This is a genomic window from Pseudocitrobacter vendiensis (assembly GCF_943590815.1).
Classification (GTDB): Bacteria; Pseudomonadota; Gammaproteobacteria; order Enterobacterales; family Enterobacteriaceae; genus Pseudocitrobacter; species Pseudocitrobacter vendiensis.
This window is the reverse complement of the sequence record NZ_CALSBS010000001.1, coordinates 101451-116042: the sequence shown is the minus strand read 5'-3', so window position 1 is coordinate 116042 and position 14592 is coordinate 101451. Positions and strand designations below refer to the sequence as shown.

Genomic DNA, 14592 nt, shown 5'->3' with positions numbered 1-14592 from the left:
GTATGCGATGTCGGATGCCTGCCTGCACTGCATTTGCTATAGTAAGGCACTTTTTTTAATTCCATAAACGGACGTCGTTGTTCTGACCATGAAGACCTCTCTCTCTGCTTGCTTACTTATCCCAGCGCTCTCAGTCGCCGTACTGACTTCCGCTGCCCATGCCGATGATTTAAACATCAAAACCATGATCCCGGGCGTACCGCAGATTGATGCGGAGTCCTACATCCTGATCGACTACAACTCAGGCAAAGTTCTGGCTGAACAGAACGCCGACGCCCGCCGTGACCCGGCCAGTTTGACCAAAATGATGACCAGCTACGTTATCGGTCAGGCAATGAAAGCGGGTAAATTCAAAGAGTCCGATCTTGTCACTGTCGGCAACGACGCATGGGCGACCGGCAACCCGGTGTTCAAAGGTTCTTCACTGATGTTCCTGAAACCTGGCATGCAGGTTCCTGTTTCTCAGTTGATTCGCGGTATCAACCTGCAATCCGGTAACGATGCCTGCGTGGCAATGGCCGACTTCGTGGCAGGCAGCCAGGATTCCTTCGTGGGCCTGATGAACAGCTATGTCAGCGCATTGGGTCTGCAAAATACCCATTTCCAGACCGTTCACGGCCTGGACGCTGACGGCCAGTACAGCTCCGCACGTGATATGGCGAAAATCGGTCAGGCGCTGATCCGCGATGTGCCGAACGAATACACGATTTATAAAGAGAAAGAGTTCACCTTTAACGGTATCCGCCAGACAAACCGCAACGGCCTGCTGTGGGACAACAGCCTCAACGTAGACGGTATTAAAACCGGCCACACCGATAAAGCAGGCTATAACCTGGTGGCTTCCGCGACAGAAGGTCAGATGCGTCTGATCTCCGCCGTGATGGGTGGTCGTACCTATAAAGGTCGCGAAACGGAAAGTAAAAAACTGCTGACCTGGGGCTTCCGCTTCTTTGAAACCGTCAGCCCGCTGAAAGCCGGTAAAGAGTTCGCCTCTGAGCCCGCCTGGTTCGGCGACAGCGATCGTGCTTCCCTGGGCGTGGACAAAGACGTTTATCTGACCATCCCGCGTGGCCGCATGAAAGATCTGAAAGCCAGCTATGTGCTGACCTCCACTGAACTGCATGCACCGCTGCAGAAAAACCAGGTCGTGGGCACTATTAACTTCCAGCTGGATGGCAAAACCATTGAACAGCGTCCGCTGGTGGTGCTGCAGGAAATTCCGGAAGGTAACTTCTTCGGCAAAATCATTGATTATATTAAATTAATGTTCCATCACTGGTTTGGTTAAAAATCACCCACTTGAAAGTGTGATTTCGATCCCCATATACTATGTAACGTTAAGCAACTCCCGCCTGTCCGGCGGGAGTTGTTCTTTTTACCACTGGAGCTGACATGAAAACCAAACTGAACGAACTGCTTGAATTCCCGACTCCCTTTACTTACAAAGTGATGGGTCTGGCGAAACCTGAGTTGGTTGACCAGGTGGTGGAAGTGGTACAGCGCCATGCGCCTGGTGATTACTCTCCGCAGATAAAACCGAGCAGCAAAGGCAACTACCACTCGGTGTCCATTACCATCAACGCGACGCATATTGAGCAAGTGGAGACGCTGTACGAAGAGTTAGGCAATATCGAAATTGTTCGTATGGTGCTGTAATCCCTGCCACGTTACCCGGCCTGCCGGGTAACGTTAATTGTTTGTGATATACTCCCCGTCCATGAATTCTTCTCTCTACGGAGATGCTGTTTTGGACACCAATACCCTTCTCATCCGCCAGCTTGGCTTACAGCCGTACGACCCCGTATCGCAGGCCATGCATGAGTTTACCGATCAACGCGACGACACAACGCTCGATGAAATCTGGCTGGTTGAGCATCACCCTGTCTTTACTCAGGGCCAGGCCGGTAAAGCGGAACATGTACTGGTGCCGGGCGATATTCCCGTAATTCAAAGCGACCGTGGCGGCCAGGTGACCTATCACGGGCCGGGTCAGCAGGTGATGTACGTGTTGCTGAATCTGAAGCGTCGTAAGCTTGGCGTGCGTGAACTGGTGACACTGCTGGAACAAACGGTGGTGAATACCCTGGCGGAATGCGGTATTGACGCGCATCCGCGCGCCGATGCACCGGGCGTTTACGTAGGTGAGAAAAAAATCTGCTCTCTGGGGCTGCGCATTCGTAAAGGGTGTTCTTTCCACGGCCTGGCCCTGAATATTGCGATGGATTTATCGCCCTTCCTGCGCATCAATCCTTGCGGTTACGCCGGTATGGAGATGACCCAGGTACAGCAGTGGAAAGCTGATGCCACGCCTGACAATATATCACCGCTTTTAGTCTCACATTTTTTAGCGCTGCTAAACAATCCACCACACGAATATATTCACAGTTAATATATATTCTCCCCAGCCCAACCTTACCATTGGGCTGGCGTTATTTCCCTCCCTGCCCCCTTTACAAAAATATCAAAATTCTATATTTTCTCTTCAGCTTCACTCAGCGAAATTAACAAGCCAGACTACCACAGCAATCAATGTATTAAGACAACCTATTGAATTAAAGCAATAAAATTGAAATAAAATCCCAAAATTAAATTTTTCATCGCCGATAATAATAACGCCACACGCAATAACGCATTCATTTAATGAATGTATAAAGGTAAATAGAGTGGAAAATCAGCAACCGTTAGAAAATAAATCACTTTCACGTATCGATAATGATACCACCCAGATTTTCCGCACCTTACGTAATATTGATCTTAATTTGCTGACAATTTTTGAAGCGGTCTATGTCCATAAAGGGATTGTTAACGCAGCGAAAGTGTTAAATATCACGCCGTCTGCCATCAGCCAGTCGATTCAAAAACTGCGTGGTCTTTTTCCTGATCCGCTGTTTATCCGTAAAGGTCAGGGGGTGACGGCAACGGCCTATGCCACTCACCTGCATGAATATATTAGCCAGGGGCTGGAGTCGATACTTGGCGCGCTGGATCTTACCGGCAGTTATGATAAACAGCGTATCCTCACCATCGGTACGCCGCCCTCCATCGGGGCACTGGTTATGCCAACGATTTATCAGACGATTAAAGAAAGCTATCCGCAAATTCTGGTACGCAATGTTGCCGTCAACGACACAGGCAATCAGCTCAGCCAGTTCCAGACGGATTTGATCATCGATAGTCATGCTCAGACAATGCCAGCGCTTTACAGCCACACGCTCTTTCGCGACCCGCTGGTGCTGGTCTGTCGCCATGGGCATCCCGTTTTACAGCAATCCGTTACCCTGACATTGCTGAAGGCGTATGAATATACGCTGTTGACGCCCGATGGCAGCAGCCATAGCCCCCTGCATAAACGCATCCATGAGATGCTGCCAGACCGACAGGTGAGTTTTAGCAGTTACAATTTGTTCACCATTGCTTCACTGATTGGCGGTAGCGACTTGCTGGGGATTATGCCGCGCCGGTTCTTCTCTCTCTATCGCCAGTGCTGGCCGCTGGCCTGCGTTGATTTTGCGGCCATTCAACAAGAAGAGGTCGAATTTTCATTGCATTACAATAAGCTCAGCCTGCGCGATCCACTTTTAGAAGGTGTCATTGATGTCATTCGTCAGGCATTCTGATCGCGAAAACAGGTAGACCGTCCGATAACTAAAAAGCATAAAACAACAACTATTTTACAATTTGCCGCACTGGCAGGCTGCTTTGACACCCGTTTCAATGGTATACTGCTTACAATGAATTCAAAAATAGTTGATAAATGCAACATTTCATTGAATTGAAACGCTTTCCTTAAAGACTCGCAACTGGAACACGCACGCTATGAGTAAACCCATTGTGATGGAACGCGGTGTCAAGTACCGCGACGCCGATAAAATGGCACTTATCCCGGTCAAAAACGTGGCCACCGAGCGCGAAGCGCTGCTACGCAAGCCCGAGTGGATGAAAATCAAACTTCCGGCTGATTCCTCCCGTATTCAGGGTATCAAAGCGGCGATGCGTAAGAATGGCCTGCACTCTGTTTGTGAAGAAGCCTCTTGCCCAAACCTGGCGGAATGTTTTAACCACGGCACCGCGACATTCATGATTCTGGGTGCTATCTGTACCCGCCGTTGCCCGTTCTGTGACGTTGCCCACGGTCGCCCGATTGCCCCGGATGCCAACGAACCGGGAAAACTGGCGCAAACCATCGCTGACATGGCACTGCGTTATGTGGTCATTACCTCGGTTGACCGTGATGATCTGCGCGACGGCGGTGCCCAGCACTTTGCCGACTGCATTACCGCTATCCGCGAGAAAAGCCCAACCATTAAAATTGAGACGCTGGTTCCTGACTTCCGTGGACGTATGGATCGCGCGTTAGAGATCCTGACGGCAACACCGCCAGATGTCTTTAACCATAACCTGGAAAACGTGCCGCGAATCTATCGCCAGGTGCGTCCGGGCGCGGACTACAACTGGTCGCTGAAGCTGCTGGAACGCTTTAAAGAAGCGCACCCGGAAATCCCAACCAAGTCTGGCCTGATGGTCGGTCTGGGTGAAACCAACGCGGAAATCATTGAAGTGATGCGCGACCTGCGTCGCCACGGTGTCACCATGCTGACCCTGGGGCAGTATTTGCAGCCAAGCCGCCATCACCTTCCGGTACAGCGTTATGTAAGCCCGGATGAGTTTGAAGAGATGAAAGCGGAAGCGCTGGCGATGGGCTTCACCCACGCCGCATGCGGCCCGTTCGTTCGTTCCTCCTATCACGCCGATCTTCAGGCGAAAGGGATGGAAGTGAAATAAACGCAGGCACTGCGTTTAGCGAAGCCGTTGCTTTTAAGCAGCGTCTTTTTTTATACCGGCATTAGAAACATCTGATTGCAACTTAATACCTTTCGTCATATTTCAGGTATCAAAAAAGGCCATTGCGTCTCCGCGTTGGCCTTTTTAACAGGCTATAATTGCCCGCTATAAGACATGCACCTGCTTAAAGCAGAATTTATCCGCACGCCTTACATAATGTTTGCAGCTTACTCTTTGTGAGAGAGTTTTTCCGCCGGGATGTCATCCACATCAACACTTTTCTTCGCGCTGACCTCATCCTCGTTCATGGCTTTCTTGAAGCCCTTGATTGCTGAGCCCAGGTCGCCGCCCAGCGTACGTAATTTTTTGGTACCAAACACCAGAATAATCAGCGCTGCGACAACCAGCAGTTTGGTAATACTAATCTCACCCATAGATACCTTCTTTTCTAAAACAGGCTGCAAAATGCAATAAATGACCATAACGTATTAACGGTCATCTTACCGCGCGCACACAATAGCAATCTGTAACAAGGTGAATCAAGTGTTGTTTAAAAAAACGTCACAGTAATTGCGGTAGCGCAAAGCGACGGTTAGTTAATACCGGTAATTGTGCGCGCACCTCTTTAACCTGCTGTTCAAAGACTTCCGCCATTATAAGTTGCGGCGTTGCTCCGGCACCGGCGAGGGTGACGCCTAAAGGGTCAATGATGCGGCTCTGGCCGATATTCCGACTGCCACATTCGCCCGAGGCGACGATATAACAGGTCGTATCCAGCGCCCGTGCCGCCAGAAGCGTTGACCAGTGGTGCTCCTTCAGCGGCCCGCGTACCCATGCCGCAGGCAGAACCAACAGATTTGCGCCCTGAAGCGCCAGGTTTAACGCCAGCTCCGGAAAACGCAAATCGTAACAGGTCATCAACCCCACGCGCATCTCACCAACCTCAAGCAGCGGTGGCACCACCGCGCCCGCATCCACAAGCCTGGACTCCTGAACGTTAAACGCGTCATAGAGGTGCAGCTTCTGATATTGCGCGATCACCTCTCCGCCACGCAGCGCCACCAGCGTATTCACGGCCCTGCCCGCCGTAGAGGGCACGTGCAGCGTCAGGATGGTCGTCAGGGTGTCCTGTCGACTCTGGGCCTTCAGTTGCTGCATGAAGCCGCCATCGAGCATTTGAGCGGATTTCACGCTGAGATCGGGGTCAGCGATATCGCGCGCCAGCAACGCCTCAGGCAGTACCAGCAATGAGACACCACGTTCTGCTGCCGTGCGCATCAGCGAGATGCATTCCTGCGCGTTGGCCTGCCAGTCGGCAGAAACGCTAAATTGACCCGCCGCGACCCACATATGACGTCCTCTTTTTTACGTTGGTTCTGGCAAGATTAGCAGCTTCAACGCTAAACTCACCCACTTCGATGGTTTGAAAACAGGAAAAATCAGGTGTTCAACGTTCTCCTGGCAGTTTTTATCGGCGGCGGAACCGGTAGCGTCGCGCGCTGGATGCTCAGCACCCGACTCAACCCGATGCATCATGCACTGCCGATTGGCACGTTAACGGCAAACCTGCTGGGCGCGTTTATTATTGGTGCGGGGCTGGCGTGGTTTAACCGGATGGCGCATATTGACCCGATGTGGAAACTGCTAATCACGACAGGGTTCTGCGGCGGCTTAACCACCTTCTCCACCTTTTCAGCGGAAGTGGTCTTTCTGTTACAGGCGGGGAAGCCGGGATGGGCGCTGCTGAATGTCGGGGTTAACCTGCTGGGCTCGTTTGCGATGACCGCCCTGGCCTTCTGGCTGTTTAACGCCAGCCGATAGCAGGCGAAAAAAAACCCGCGATTAGGCGGGTTTTGAATTCTGACTGCTAATGCGCTGATTACAGAGCGATTACGTTAGCAGCAGAAGGGCCTTTGGCACCGTTAGTGATTTCGAACTCTACACGCTGACCTTCAGCCAGAGTTTTGAAACCATTGGTCTGGATTGCAGAGAAGTGTACGAACACGTCTTTGCTGCCATCTTCCGGAGTAATGAAACCGAATCCTTTGGACTCATTAAACCACTTAACGTTACCTTTAATCTTAGACATCAAAATTACCTTTATATGAAAAAACGACACAAATGCTGTGTCAGGTATCAGTACATCAATAAAGCTGTGTTTTGTCCAGTGCAGGTTAGCTAAAAAGTGATAAATGTCTCTAACTTTTATACGGGGGTTGACTTTACTTCGAGTTTGTTAGCAAGCCAGTCAACCCCACTGCTCCCGTGCGCAAAATCAGCGGTTAAAACTGGAAGCGCATCCAGGCAAAGTAGACGTTACCGTTATTGTAAGTGCCCGGTATGTAGGTCATCTGGAACGTTGCCGGGCCATAGCCGATTGACGCCATCGGCAGCAGCACCGGAATGGGCACATAGTTGTAGTTATCACGTGCTGTCACCCCGACTGTATAACCCAGCCCCAGGCGGAAATTATCGTCGGTCAGCGGTCGCCAGGTTTTCTCCCAGCCGTACCCGCCAATCGGCTCCCACTTGTTCCAGGAGTCTTTAAACGCCATCAGATATATACCGTGCCAGTTCCCTTTTTCATCCCAGCGAGAGACACCAAAACCCGCGCCCCAGGGACGCTCGTTGTAGCGATCGGTTTTCTCTTTATCGTAGGCAAAGCGCGCATGCCAGGTGATCGCCGGAACATAGAGATCGTAATGCTGGGGTTCATCCCAGGTTTGCGCAATATTATCGTTGAGCGTGGAGAAGCCGTTGCGCACCGATTCGGTAAATGAGGCATTCGCCGCAGGCAGAACGCAGAGTTGAGCCGCAATTATCGCAGCAAATAAATAAATTCTTTTGAGCATTAACACGTTAGCATTACCAAAGCTTATTACATAATAGAAATAGCGTACCAATGCTAACCTTAATCAAGGCTTAACAATATCGGGTTATTCTTTATTTTAGGGTAATTCTTAGTAAATAAAGTAAAGTAATTAAGCACCCCGCAGGGTGCTTGTATTCATTGTTTACGGTGGATGATGCGATAAAGTGCGGGAATAACCAACATCGAGAGTAATGGTGCGGAAATCATTCCGCCGATCATCGGCGCGGCAATCCGGCTCATCACTTCCGAACCCGTACCACTGCCCCACATGATAGGCAGCAGGCCGGCCATGATGGTCGCCACCGTCATCACTTTGGGGCGCACACGTAGCACCGCCCCCTCATGAATCGCGCGCATTAATAGCGGTGTGCCGCCATCAGGATCGGATTTACGATGTTTCTCAAGCGCATGATTCAAATAGAGTACCATGATCACACCAAACTCCGCTGACACCCCCGCAAGGGCAATAAACCCTACCGCTCCGGCCACCGAGAGATTATAACCGAGAAGCCATAACAACCAGACGCCGCCAATCAGAGAAAAGGGAAGCGTTCCCATTATCAGTAATACATCTGAAATACGTCTGAAGGTTAACCAAAGTAGTGTAAAAATAATCACCAAGGTAACCGGAAGCACTATTTTCAGTTTTGCCGTGGCGCGTTCAAGATATTCAAATTGTCCGGACCAGGAGAGCGTGACTCCCTGCGGCAGGGTCACCTGTTGCGCTACTCGTTGCTGCATTTCATCCACTGCGGATTTCAGGTCACGTCCGCGTAAATCGACATAAATCCAGTTCGACAGTCGCGCATTTTCGCTTTTCAGCATCGGCACACCTTCGGTGATACGGATATCCGCCAGTTCGCTGAGCGCCACCTGGCTCCCATTGGCCGTCACCACCGGCATTGCCCGCAGTTTGTCGATATTATCGCGCCATTCTCGCGGGTAACGGATGTTAATGGGATAACGTTCGCGCCCTTCGATAGTCTGACCGACGTTCTCGCCGCCCACCAGCGTCGACACCAAAGATTGCAACTCTTTCACCGACACGCCATAGCGGGCCGCCTGCTGGCGATTGATCGCGATATCAACATAACGCCCACCTGAAAGTCGCTCGGCGAGCGCGGATGTCACACCCGGAACGCCCTTCACCACCTGCTCGATTTCGCGGGCGACACGTTCGATGTCCGCCAGGTTATTGCCGTTTACTTTAATTCCCACCGGGCTCTTGATACCTGTCGCCAGCATATCGAGACGATTTCGGATCGGTGGTACCCAGACGTTGGCAATCCCCGGAACTTTCACCGTTTTATCCAGTTCCTCAATGAGTTTATCCGGCGTCATGCCCGGTCGCCACTGGTCGCGAGGTTTAAACTGAATGGTGGTTTCCAGCATGGTCAGCGGCGCAGGATCGGTAGCCGTTTCCGCACGCCCGGCCTTACCAAACACGCTGGCTACTTCCGGCACGCTTTTAATCAACCGATCGGTTTGTTGCAGCAGGCGGCTCGCTTCGCGCGCAGAAATACCCGGCAGCGTAGAGGGCATATAGAGCAAATCCCCCTCGTCGAGCGGCGGCATAAATTCGCTACCCAACTGGCTGAGCGGCCAGAGCGTCATGCCCAGCAGCAGCAATGCCAGCGCCAGTGTCGCCTTTGGCCAGGCCAGCACTTTATCAAGCAGCGGCTCATAGGCACGAATCAGCCAGCGGTTGATTGGGTTGGATTGCTCATCAGGAATTTTTCCGCGAATAAAATAGCCCATCAGTACCGGCACTAAGGTGATGCCGAGCCCCGCCGCCATCGCCATCGCCCAGGTTTTGGTGAACGCCAGCGGCGCAAACATCTTCCCTTCCTGCGCCTCCAGCGAGAAGACCGGAATAAACGACAACGTGATAATCAGCAGGCTGCAAAACAACGCAGGCCCGACTTCCGTTGCCGCCTGCCCGGCAATGTGCCAGTAATCGGGGCCGGAAGGCGTTTTGTCGGGATGATCGTGCCGCCACTGCTCCAGCACTTTATGCATGTTTTCGATCATCACGATCGCCGCATCCACCATGGCACCGATAGCAATCGCAATCCCGCCCAGCGACATAATGTTGGCGTTAATCCCCTGATAGTGCATGACGATAAACGCGCCAAGTATGCCAAGCGGCAGCGAAACAATTGCCACCAGCGCCGAGCGGAAATGGAACAGAAACAGGGTACAGACCAGGGCAACGACGATAAACTCTTCAATCAGCTTATGGGTTAACGTTTCGATCGCGTGGTCGATAAGCTGCGAACGGTCGTAAACCGGGACGATCTCCACCCCTTCCGGCAAAGTTTTTTGCAACGACTGAAGCTTCGCTTTCACATCCATAATGGTCTGACGGGCATTCTTACCATAACGCATGATGATAATGCCGCCGGCCACTTCCCCCTCGCCGTTAAGTTCCGCGACGCCGCGCCGAATTTCTGGCCCCATCCGCACATCGGCGACATCTGTCAGCAGCACCGGCACGCCATCACGGCTGGTCACCACCACCTGGCGGAACTCATCAAGCGAATGCAGATAACCGGTGGTGCGCACCATGTATTCCGCTTCGCCCATCTCCATCAGTGCGCCGCCGCCCTCCTGGTTGGCAGATTTCAGTGCATCGACAATTTGCTGATGCGTCACGTTTAACGCCCGCATCCGCGTCGGATCGGCAATCACCTGATACTGGCGCACCATCCCGCCGACACTGGCGACTTCCGACACGTTAGGTACGGTTTTCAGTTCATATTTCAGCGTCCAGTCCTGGAGCGCACGCAGATCTGCAAGGCTGTGTTTGCCGGTACGATCAACCAGCGCATACTCGTAAATCCAGCCCACCCCCGTGGCATCCGGCCCTAATGCCACCGTGACGCCTTCCGGCATTTGCGCCTGAATCTGACTCAGATACTCCAGCACGCGCGAACGCGCCCAGTAAAGGTCGGTACCATCTTCAAACAACACGTACACATAGGCGTCGCCAAACATCGAAAAGCCGCGCACCGTCTTCGCGCCTGGCACCGAAAGCATGGTGGTGGTAAGCGGATAAGTCACCTGATCTTCTATAATCTGCGGCGCTTTTCCCGGATAGCTGGCGCGAATAATCACCTGCACATCAGAGAGGTCCGGCAGCGCATCCAGCGGCGCGCGTTGCACCGCCCAGGCGCCCCACAGCGCCATCCCCAGCGCCGCAAAAATCACCAGCAGGCGATTACGCAACGCAGCACGAATCACGGCGGCAATCATTTCTCGCCTCCCGTCATTGGCATCCATTGTGAAATCAGCGGCCCCTGCGCATCATCCAGCGTAAAGTGGAACATGATGTTATCGCCAGGCTTCGGTTTTGCCGCGCTGGCGCTTAGGGTGAAGTCCATGGTCATCGCCCCCCAGTGCAGCGCGGGTATCGGCTGGTGCGACAGCGTCACCGTGTCTCCTTCGATGGCCTTGACGACGCCGTTGCCGACATACTCTTGCGTCTTTTGGGTTTCCTGCGGCAAGGCGCTGCGCAGGCTGGCTTCGGAATCAATCAGGAACTGGCCGGAGGTCACCACCTTGTCACCCTCTTTCAGCCCCTCTTTGACTTCCGTCCAGCCGTTGGCGGTTACGCCAGTGGTGACGCGTGCCGGTGCGAAGTGCCCGTCTCCGGTGGCGACAATCACCCGATTCTCACTGCCAGTGGCGATCAACGCTTCTTCCGGAATTGCCAACACCGGCGGTTGCGCAGATTCATCCTGCAAACGCACTGTTAAAAACATGCCGGGCTTCAGTTTGTGCTGCGGGTTATCCAGTACAATACGCGCCTTCAGCGTGCGCGTGGTGGTTTCCATCTGCGGCAGCAGTTCGCTCACCTTGCCGTGGAATTGCTCTCCAGGCCAGCCGTCAGCGCTCGCCACGACGTCACTGCCCGGTATCAGGCGTTGCGCCTGGTTTTGTGGGTAATCGATCACCACCCAGACCGGGTTCTGGCTTGCCAGTTCGAACAACGGCGCGGTGGCGTTAACCTGAGCACCTTCGCGCGTGTCGAGCTTCGACACGTAGCCCTCCTGCTCGGCACGCAGCACCATTCGCGACTGCGGTTTGCCGCTGCGTTCCACCTGGCGAATGACGGATTCCGGCATAAAGGTCAGCGTCAGGCGCTCACGAGCGGCCCGGCTGAGCGCGGCATCGCCAAGTTGACGCACGGCCAGATACTCCTGCTGCGCCGCCGTCCATTCGGGGATCCACAGCTGTGCCAGCGGCTCACCCGCTTTTACCCACTGCTGCGGAGCACGAACAAACAATTTCTCGACGACGCCGTTGGCCGGAGACGGAATAATTTGCAGGCTACGCTCATCGGTGGTGACCGTCGCAAACGCGGAAAAAGGCTGTACCAGCGCACGTTTTTCTACGGTGCCGATTCGCATGCCAAGACTTTGCTGCTGTTGCGGGCTAATGCTAACGCCGCCGTTATCCGGCGTTTCATCGGCATAGCGCGGCACCAGTTGCATATCCATAAAGGGTGATTTCCCCGGCTTATCAAATCGCTGTCCGGGAACCATCGGGTCGTACCAGTAAAGCACTTTGCGCGCCGTAGATTCAGTGGCGGCGGAGTCTGTCGCCGGACTGCGATGTCCGGCGTAATAGCCCGCTCCCGCCGCCAGCACGGCCACAATCGCCAGCGTCAGTAAGTTCTTGTTCATAGCGCCAGCTCCTGTGGAATCAAATAGTGAATGGCAGCCCAGGTCCGGGCGACTTCGCGTTCGGCCTGACTGGTGGCAAGGGTGCTGTCCAGCACATCGCGACGTGCGGCAAGTAAGGAAGAAAGATCAGACTGACCGGCGCGATACTGGGCGGTCAGTAAAGAAAGGCGCTGCTGCTGGAGCGGTAGAGTTTCATCGCGCAGGCGTAACCAGATATGTTGCGCAGCCTGATATTCGGCAATCAGCGAGCTAATCTGGGCAGCGTGATCGCGCTCAGTCAGCGAAAGCTGATCGTTGGCCTGCATGGTGCGAGAGACATCTGCCGCGTAATCTTTATCCTGACGTTTATCTTTAAACAGCGGCAAATCCACGGTAAACATCACCCCCGCCATATCGTCATACCCTTCAGAGCGATGACCGTAGTACACCTCGACATCGACATCAGGGATGGCCGCCACCGCCGACTGCGCCGAGCGTGCTTTGGCTTCATTGGCTTCCCGCGCGGCGGCAATCACTTCCGGGTGCTGATCCACACCGGCGAGCAGCGTGGCTTCATCTGCAGGCAAGCGTTGATACGGTGGCAGTGCGCCGGAAACCGAATCAATCGGCTGACCGGTAAACTTCATCAGTTTTGCCCGCGCCACCTGCACGTCACGCTCTGCAAGCGTAACGTTATCGCGCATTGCATTGAGCGAAACCTTCAGCGCCAGTACGCTGTCCGGCGCGGCGGTTCCGCTGCCGACGCTGGCGCGCTGCGTGCCCTGCTGTCGCTCGGTTTCCGCCACCAGCTTTTTGGCTGATTGCAGCGCTTTTTCCGAGAGTGCGAGATCAAGCCAAGCCTGCGCGGTATCGCGTTGCAGGGCGGCGCGAATCGCTTCTGATTTCGCGCTAACGCTTTGTGCCTGCGCCTGTAACGTCTGCGCTTTGCGTTCGCGTTTTTCGGCGCTGACGTAGCGCTGCATGATGCCCACGCGTTGCATCGTCATCCCTTCGCGGGTCAAACGCTGGTTATTACTGCCCTGTACCGGAACGTTTTCGATGCCAAATTTCAGTTTCGGATCGGGCAATTCACCTGCAGAATCCGCCATATTTTCCAGCGCCCGCGCTTCATTGCGATTAGCGGAAAGTTCAGCGGAATAGCGCTGGGCTTGCGACAGGGTTTGCGTGAGTGTCCATGACTCCGCCTGCGCGGCGGAGCCAAAAAACCCAAGCAACACCCCGCCAAGCCAAAGGCTCAACGTGCGTTGTTTCATGTCACCTCCGTCTTAACGGTGCGAGTTCAGGGATACAATCTGGTAACCGCCCTCACCCTCGGTAAAGGTGAAATCCACCTCTTCGCCCACGCGTTGCGCGGTAACAGGTTGAGCAGTCGGTTGAGCAAATTGCATCGTCATCGCAGGCCAGTTCAGCGCGGGGATGGGATGATGGGCAATAGTGATGGAAGTGGCAGTCACTTTTTTGATAATGCCTTCGCCCTGCCAGGTGGCGGCGGAGGGCATTGTCATTGTGGCGTGTGCGCTCATATCGTGCGCAGAAACGGAAAATGCGGATACAGCAAACAGTACGCCAGCCAGCGCACGAGTATAAATTGCAGACATAGTAAACTCCTGATAATCGTTAATTAATTGATAGTTAAACGGATTATCAGGTTTCTATTCGCGGAACCGGCAAAAACGAATCGTTGCCGGAGGCCCTACGGCAGGAGGTGCCAGTGACCACGCGTCTTCCTGTACGGCTTCGCAGGTCGGCATAACTAACGCCAGGCTGTAAACCACCGGAATCGCGACTAAAGAGGAATTATCGAGCGTTTTCTGCGAGGAGTCAGGCACACAGTGCTGCCCGCACAGCGACATATTAGTTTGCCTCGCATGTGATGACATCTGGTGATCCATATGCTGGATCATCGCCGCCTCGCCCGCCGGGCTTAACTGACAGTCATGAGAAGCAATCGCTACCTGGCACTGGATAAACCAAAAACCGAACGCGAGCAGAAGCATCAGAAAATGTTTTCTGATGAAGCGTAAGCGCCAGTTCCAGGATGCGTACATAATCACGATTCGGTTAATGAAAGTAACCGGAGTATACGCAGGCAATATTCGCGAAATAAAGTCTTTTTTAATTGCTTTACGATTCAACAAAATGGAAATAATTATAACAATTAATTTACTTATTGCTTTCAGATACCTCCTGCCCCGCTATAATTAAGAGGTTTTCAGCTTTGTGATTTACTCGATCAATTGTCTGTTGTAT

The 14592-nt window shown here is 53.3% G+C and carries 15 protein-coding genes; 6 read left to right on the top strand and 9 right to left on the bottom strand.

Annotated elements, in window-relative coordinates:
- Positions 1-88: 88 nt before the first annotated feature.
- The 5 genes from dacA to lipA all read left to right on the top strand — a co-directional run bounded on the left by dacA (position 89) and on the right by lipA (position 4782).
- Entirely contained in the window at positions 89-1288 is a 1200-nt protein-coding gene (gene dacA, locus NMC31_RS00515) for a D-alanyl-D-alanine carboxypeptidase DacA (RefSeq protein WP_149464373.1), read from the top strand.
- A 104-nt stretch (positions 1289-1392) separates the two neighbouring features.
- Entirely contained in the window at positions 1393-1656 is a 264-nt protein-coding gene (gene ybeD, locus NMC31_RS00510; RefSeq protein WP_015965386.1) for a DUF493 family protein YbeD, read from the top strand.
- Between the two features lie 61 nt (positions 1657-1717).
- On the top strand, positions 1718-2389 hold the full coding sequence (gene lipB / locus NMC31_RS00505) for a lipoyl(octanoyl) transferase LipB (protein WP_370516894.1): 672 nt from the start codon (positions 1718-1720) through the stop codon (positions 2387-2389).
- Between the two features lie 274 nt (positions 2390-2663).
- On the top strand, positions 2664-3617 hold the full coding sequence (locus NMC31_RS00500; protein ID WP_253896617.1) for a YbeF family transcriptional regulator: 954 nt from the start codon (positions 2664-2666) through the stop codon (positions 3615-3617).
- Between the two features lie 199 nt (positions 3618-3816).
- Entirely contained in the window at positions 3817-4782 is a 966-nt protein-coding gene (gene lipA / locus NMC31_RS00495; RefSeq protein ID WP_149464370.1) for a lipoyl synthase, read from the top strand.
- 227 nt (positions 4783-5009) lie between these two features.
- Here the strand turns inward: lipA and tatE are convergent, their stop codons facing one another.
- Positions 5010-5216 carry a twin-arginine translocase subunit TatE gene (tatE, locus tag NMC31_RS00490; RefSeq protein WP_149464369.1) on the bottom strand — a complete coding sequence of 69 codons (207 nt, stop codon included), beginning with the start codon at positions 5214-5216 and terminating at the stop codon, positions 5010-5012.
- A gap of 127 nt (positions 5217-5343) precedes the next feature.
- Entirely contained in the window at positions 5344-6132 is a 789-nt protein-coding gene (locus NMC31_RS00485; RefSeq protein ID WP_253896616.1) for a deaminated glutathione amidase, read from the bottom strand.
- Positions 6133-6225: 93 nt separating this feature from the next.
- Here NMC31_RS00485 and crcB point away from each other — a divergent pair, with 93 nt between their 5' ends.
- Positions 6226-6603 carry a fluoride efflux transporter CrcB gene (gene crcB, locus NMC31_RS00480; protein WP_253896615.1) on the top strand — a complete coding sequence of 126 codons (378 nt, stop codon included), beginning with the start codon at positions 6226-6228 and terminating at the stop codon, positions 6601-6603.
- Positions 6604-6661: 58 nt separating this feature from the next.
- Here the strand turns inward: crcB and cspE are convergent, their stop codons facing one another.
- The 7 genes from cspE to NMC31_RS00445 form a co-directional block, all read right to left on the bottom strand.
- On the bottom strand, positions 6662-6871 hold the full coding sequence (cspE, locus tag NMC31_RS00475) for a transcription antiterminator/RNA stability regulator CspE (RefSeq protein ID WP_000034825.1): 210 nt from the start codon (positions 6869-6871) through the stop codon (positions 6662-6664).
- Positions 6872-7064: 193 nt separating this feature from the next.
- Positions 7065-7640, bottom strand: a complete 576-nt coding sequence (pagP, locus tag NMC31_RS00470) for a lipid IV(A) palmitoyltransferase PagP (RefSeq protein ID WP_436649078.1) — start codon at positions 7638-7640, stop codon at positions 7065-7067.
- 149 nt (positions 7641-7789) lie between these two features.
- A complete protein-coding gene (locus NMC31_RS00465) occupies positions 7790-10909 on the bottom strand; it encodes an efflux RND transporter permease subunit (RefSeq protein ID WP_253896613.1) in 3120 nt (1039 codons plus the stop codon).
- Complete coding sequence (locus NMC31_RS00460) at positions 10906-12342, bottom strand: efflux RND transporter periplasmic adaptor subunit (RefSeq protein WP_253896612.1); 1437 nt, start codon at positions 12340-12342, stop codon at positions 10906-10908. Before NMC31_RS00460 ends, NMC31_RS00465 begins: the two co-directional genes overlap by 4 nt.
- Positions 12339-13595, bottom strand: a complete 1257-nt coding sequence (locus tag NMC31_RS00455) for a TolC family protein (RefSeq protein WP_149464364.1) — start codon at positions 13593-13595, stop codon at positions 12339-12341. Before NMC31_RS00455 ends, NMC31_RS00460 begins: the two co-directional genes overlap by 4 nt.
- Positions 13596-13607: 12 nt before the next feature.
- Entirely contained in the window at positions 13608-13940 is a 333-nt protein-coding gene (locus tag NMC31_RS00450; RefSeq protein WP_149464363.1) for a copper-binding protein, read from the bottom strand.
- A gap of 54 nt (positions 13941-13994) precedes the next feature.
- A complete protein-coding gene (locus tag NMC31_RS00445; protein WP_366938195.1) occupies positions 13995-14339 on the bottom strand; it encodes a DUF2946 domain-containing protein in 345 nt (114 codons plus the stop codon).
- Between the last annotated feature and the right edge of the window lie 253 nt (positions 14340-14592).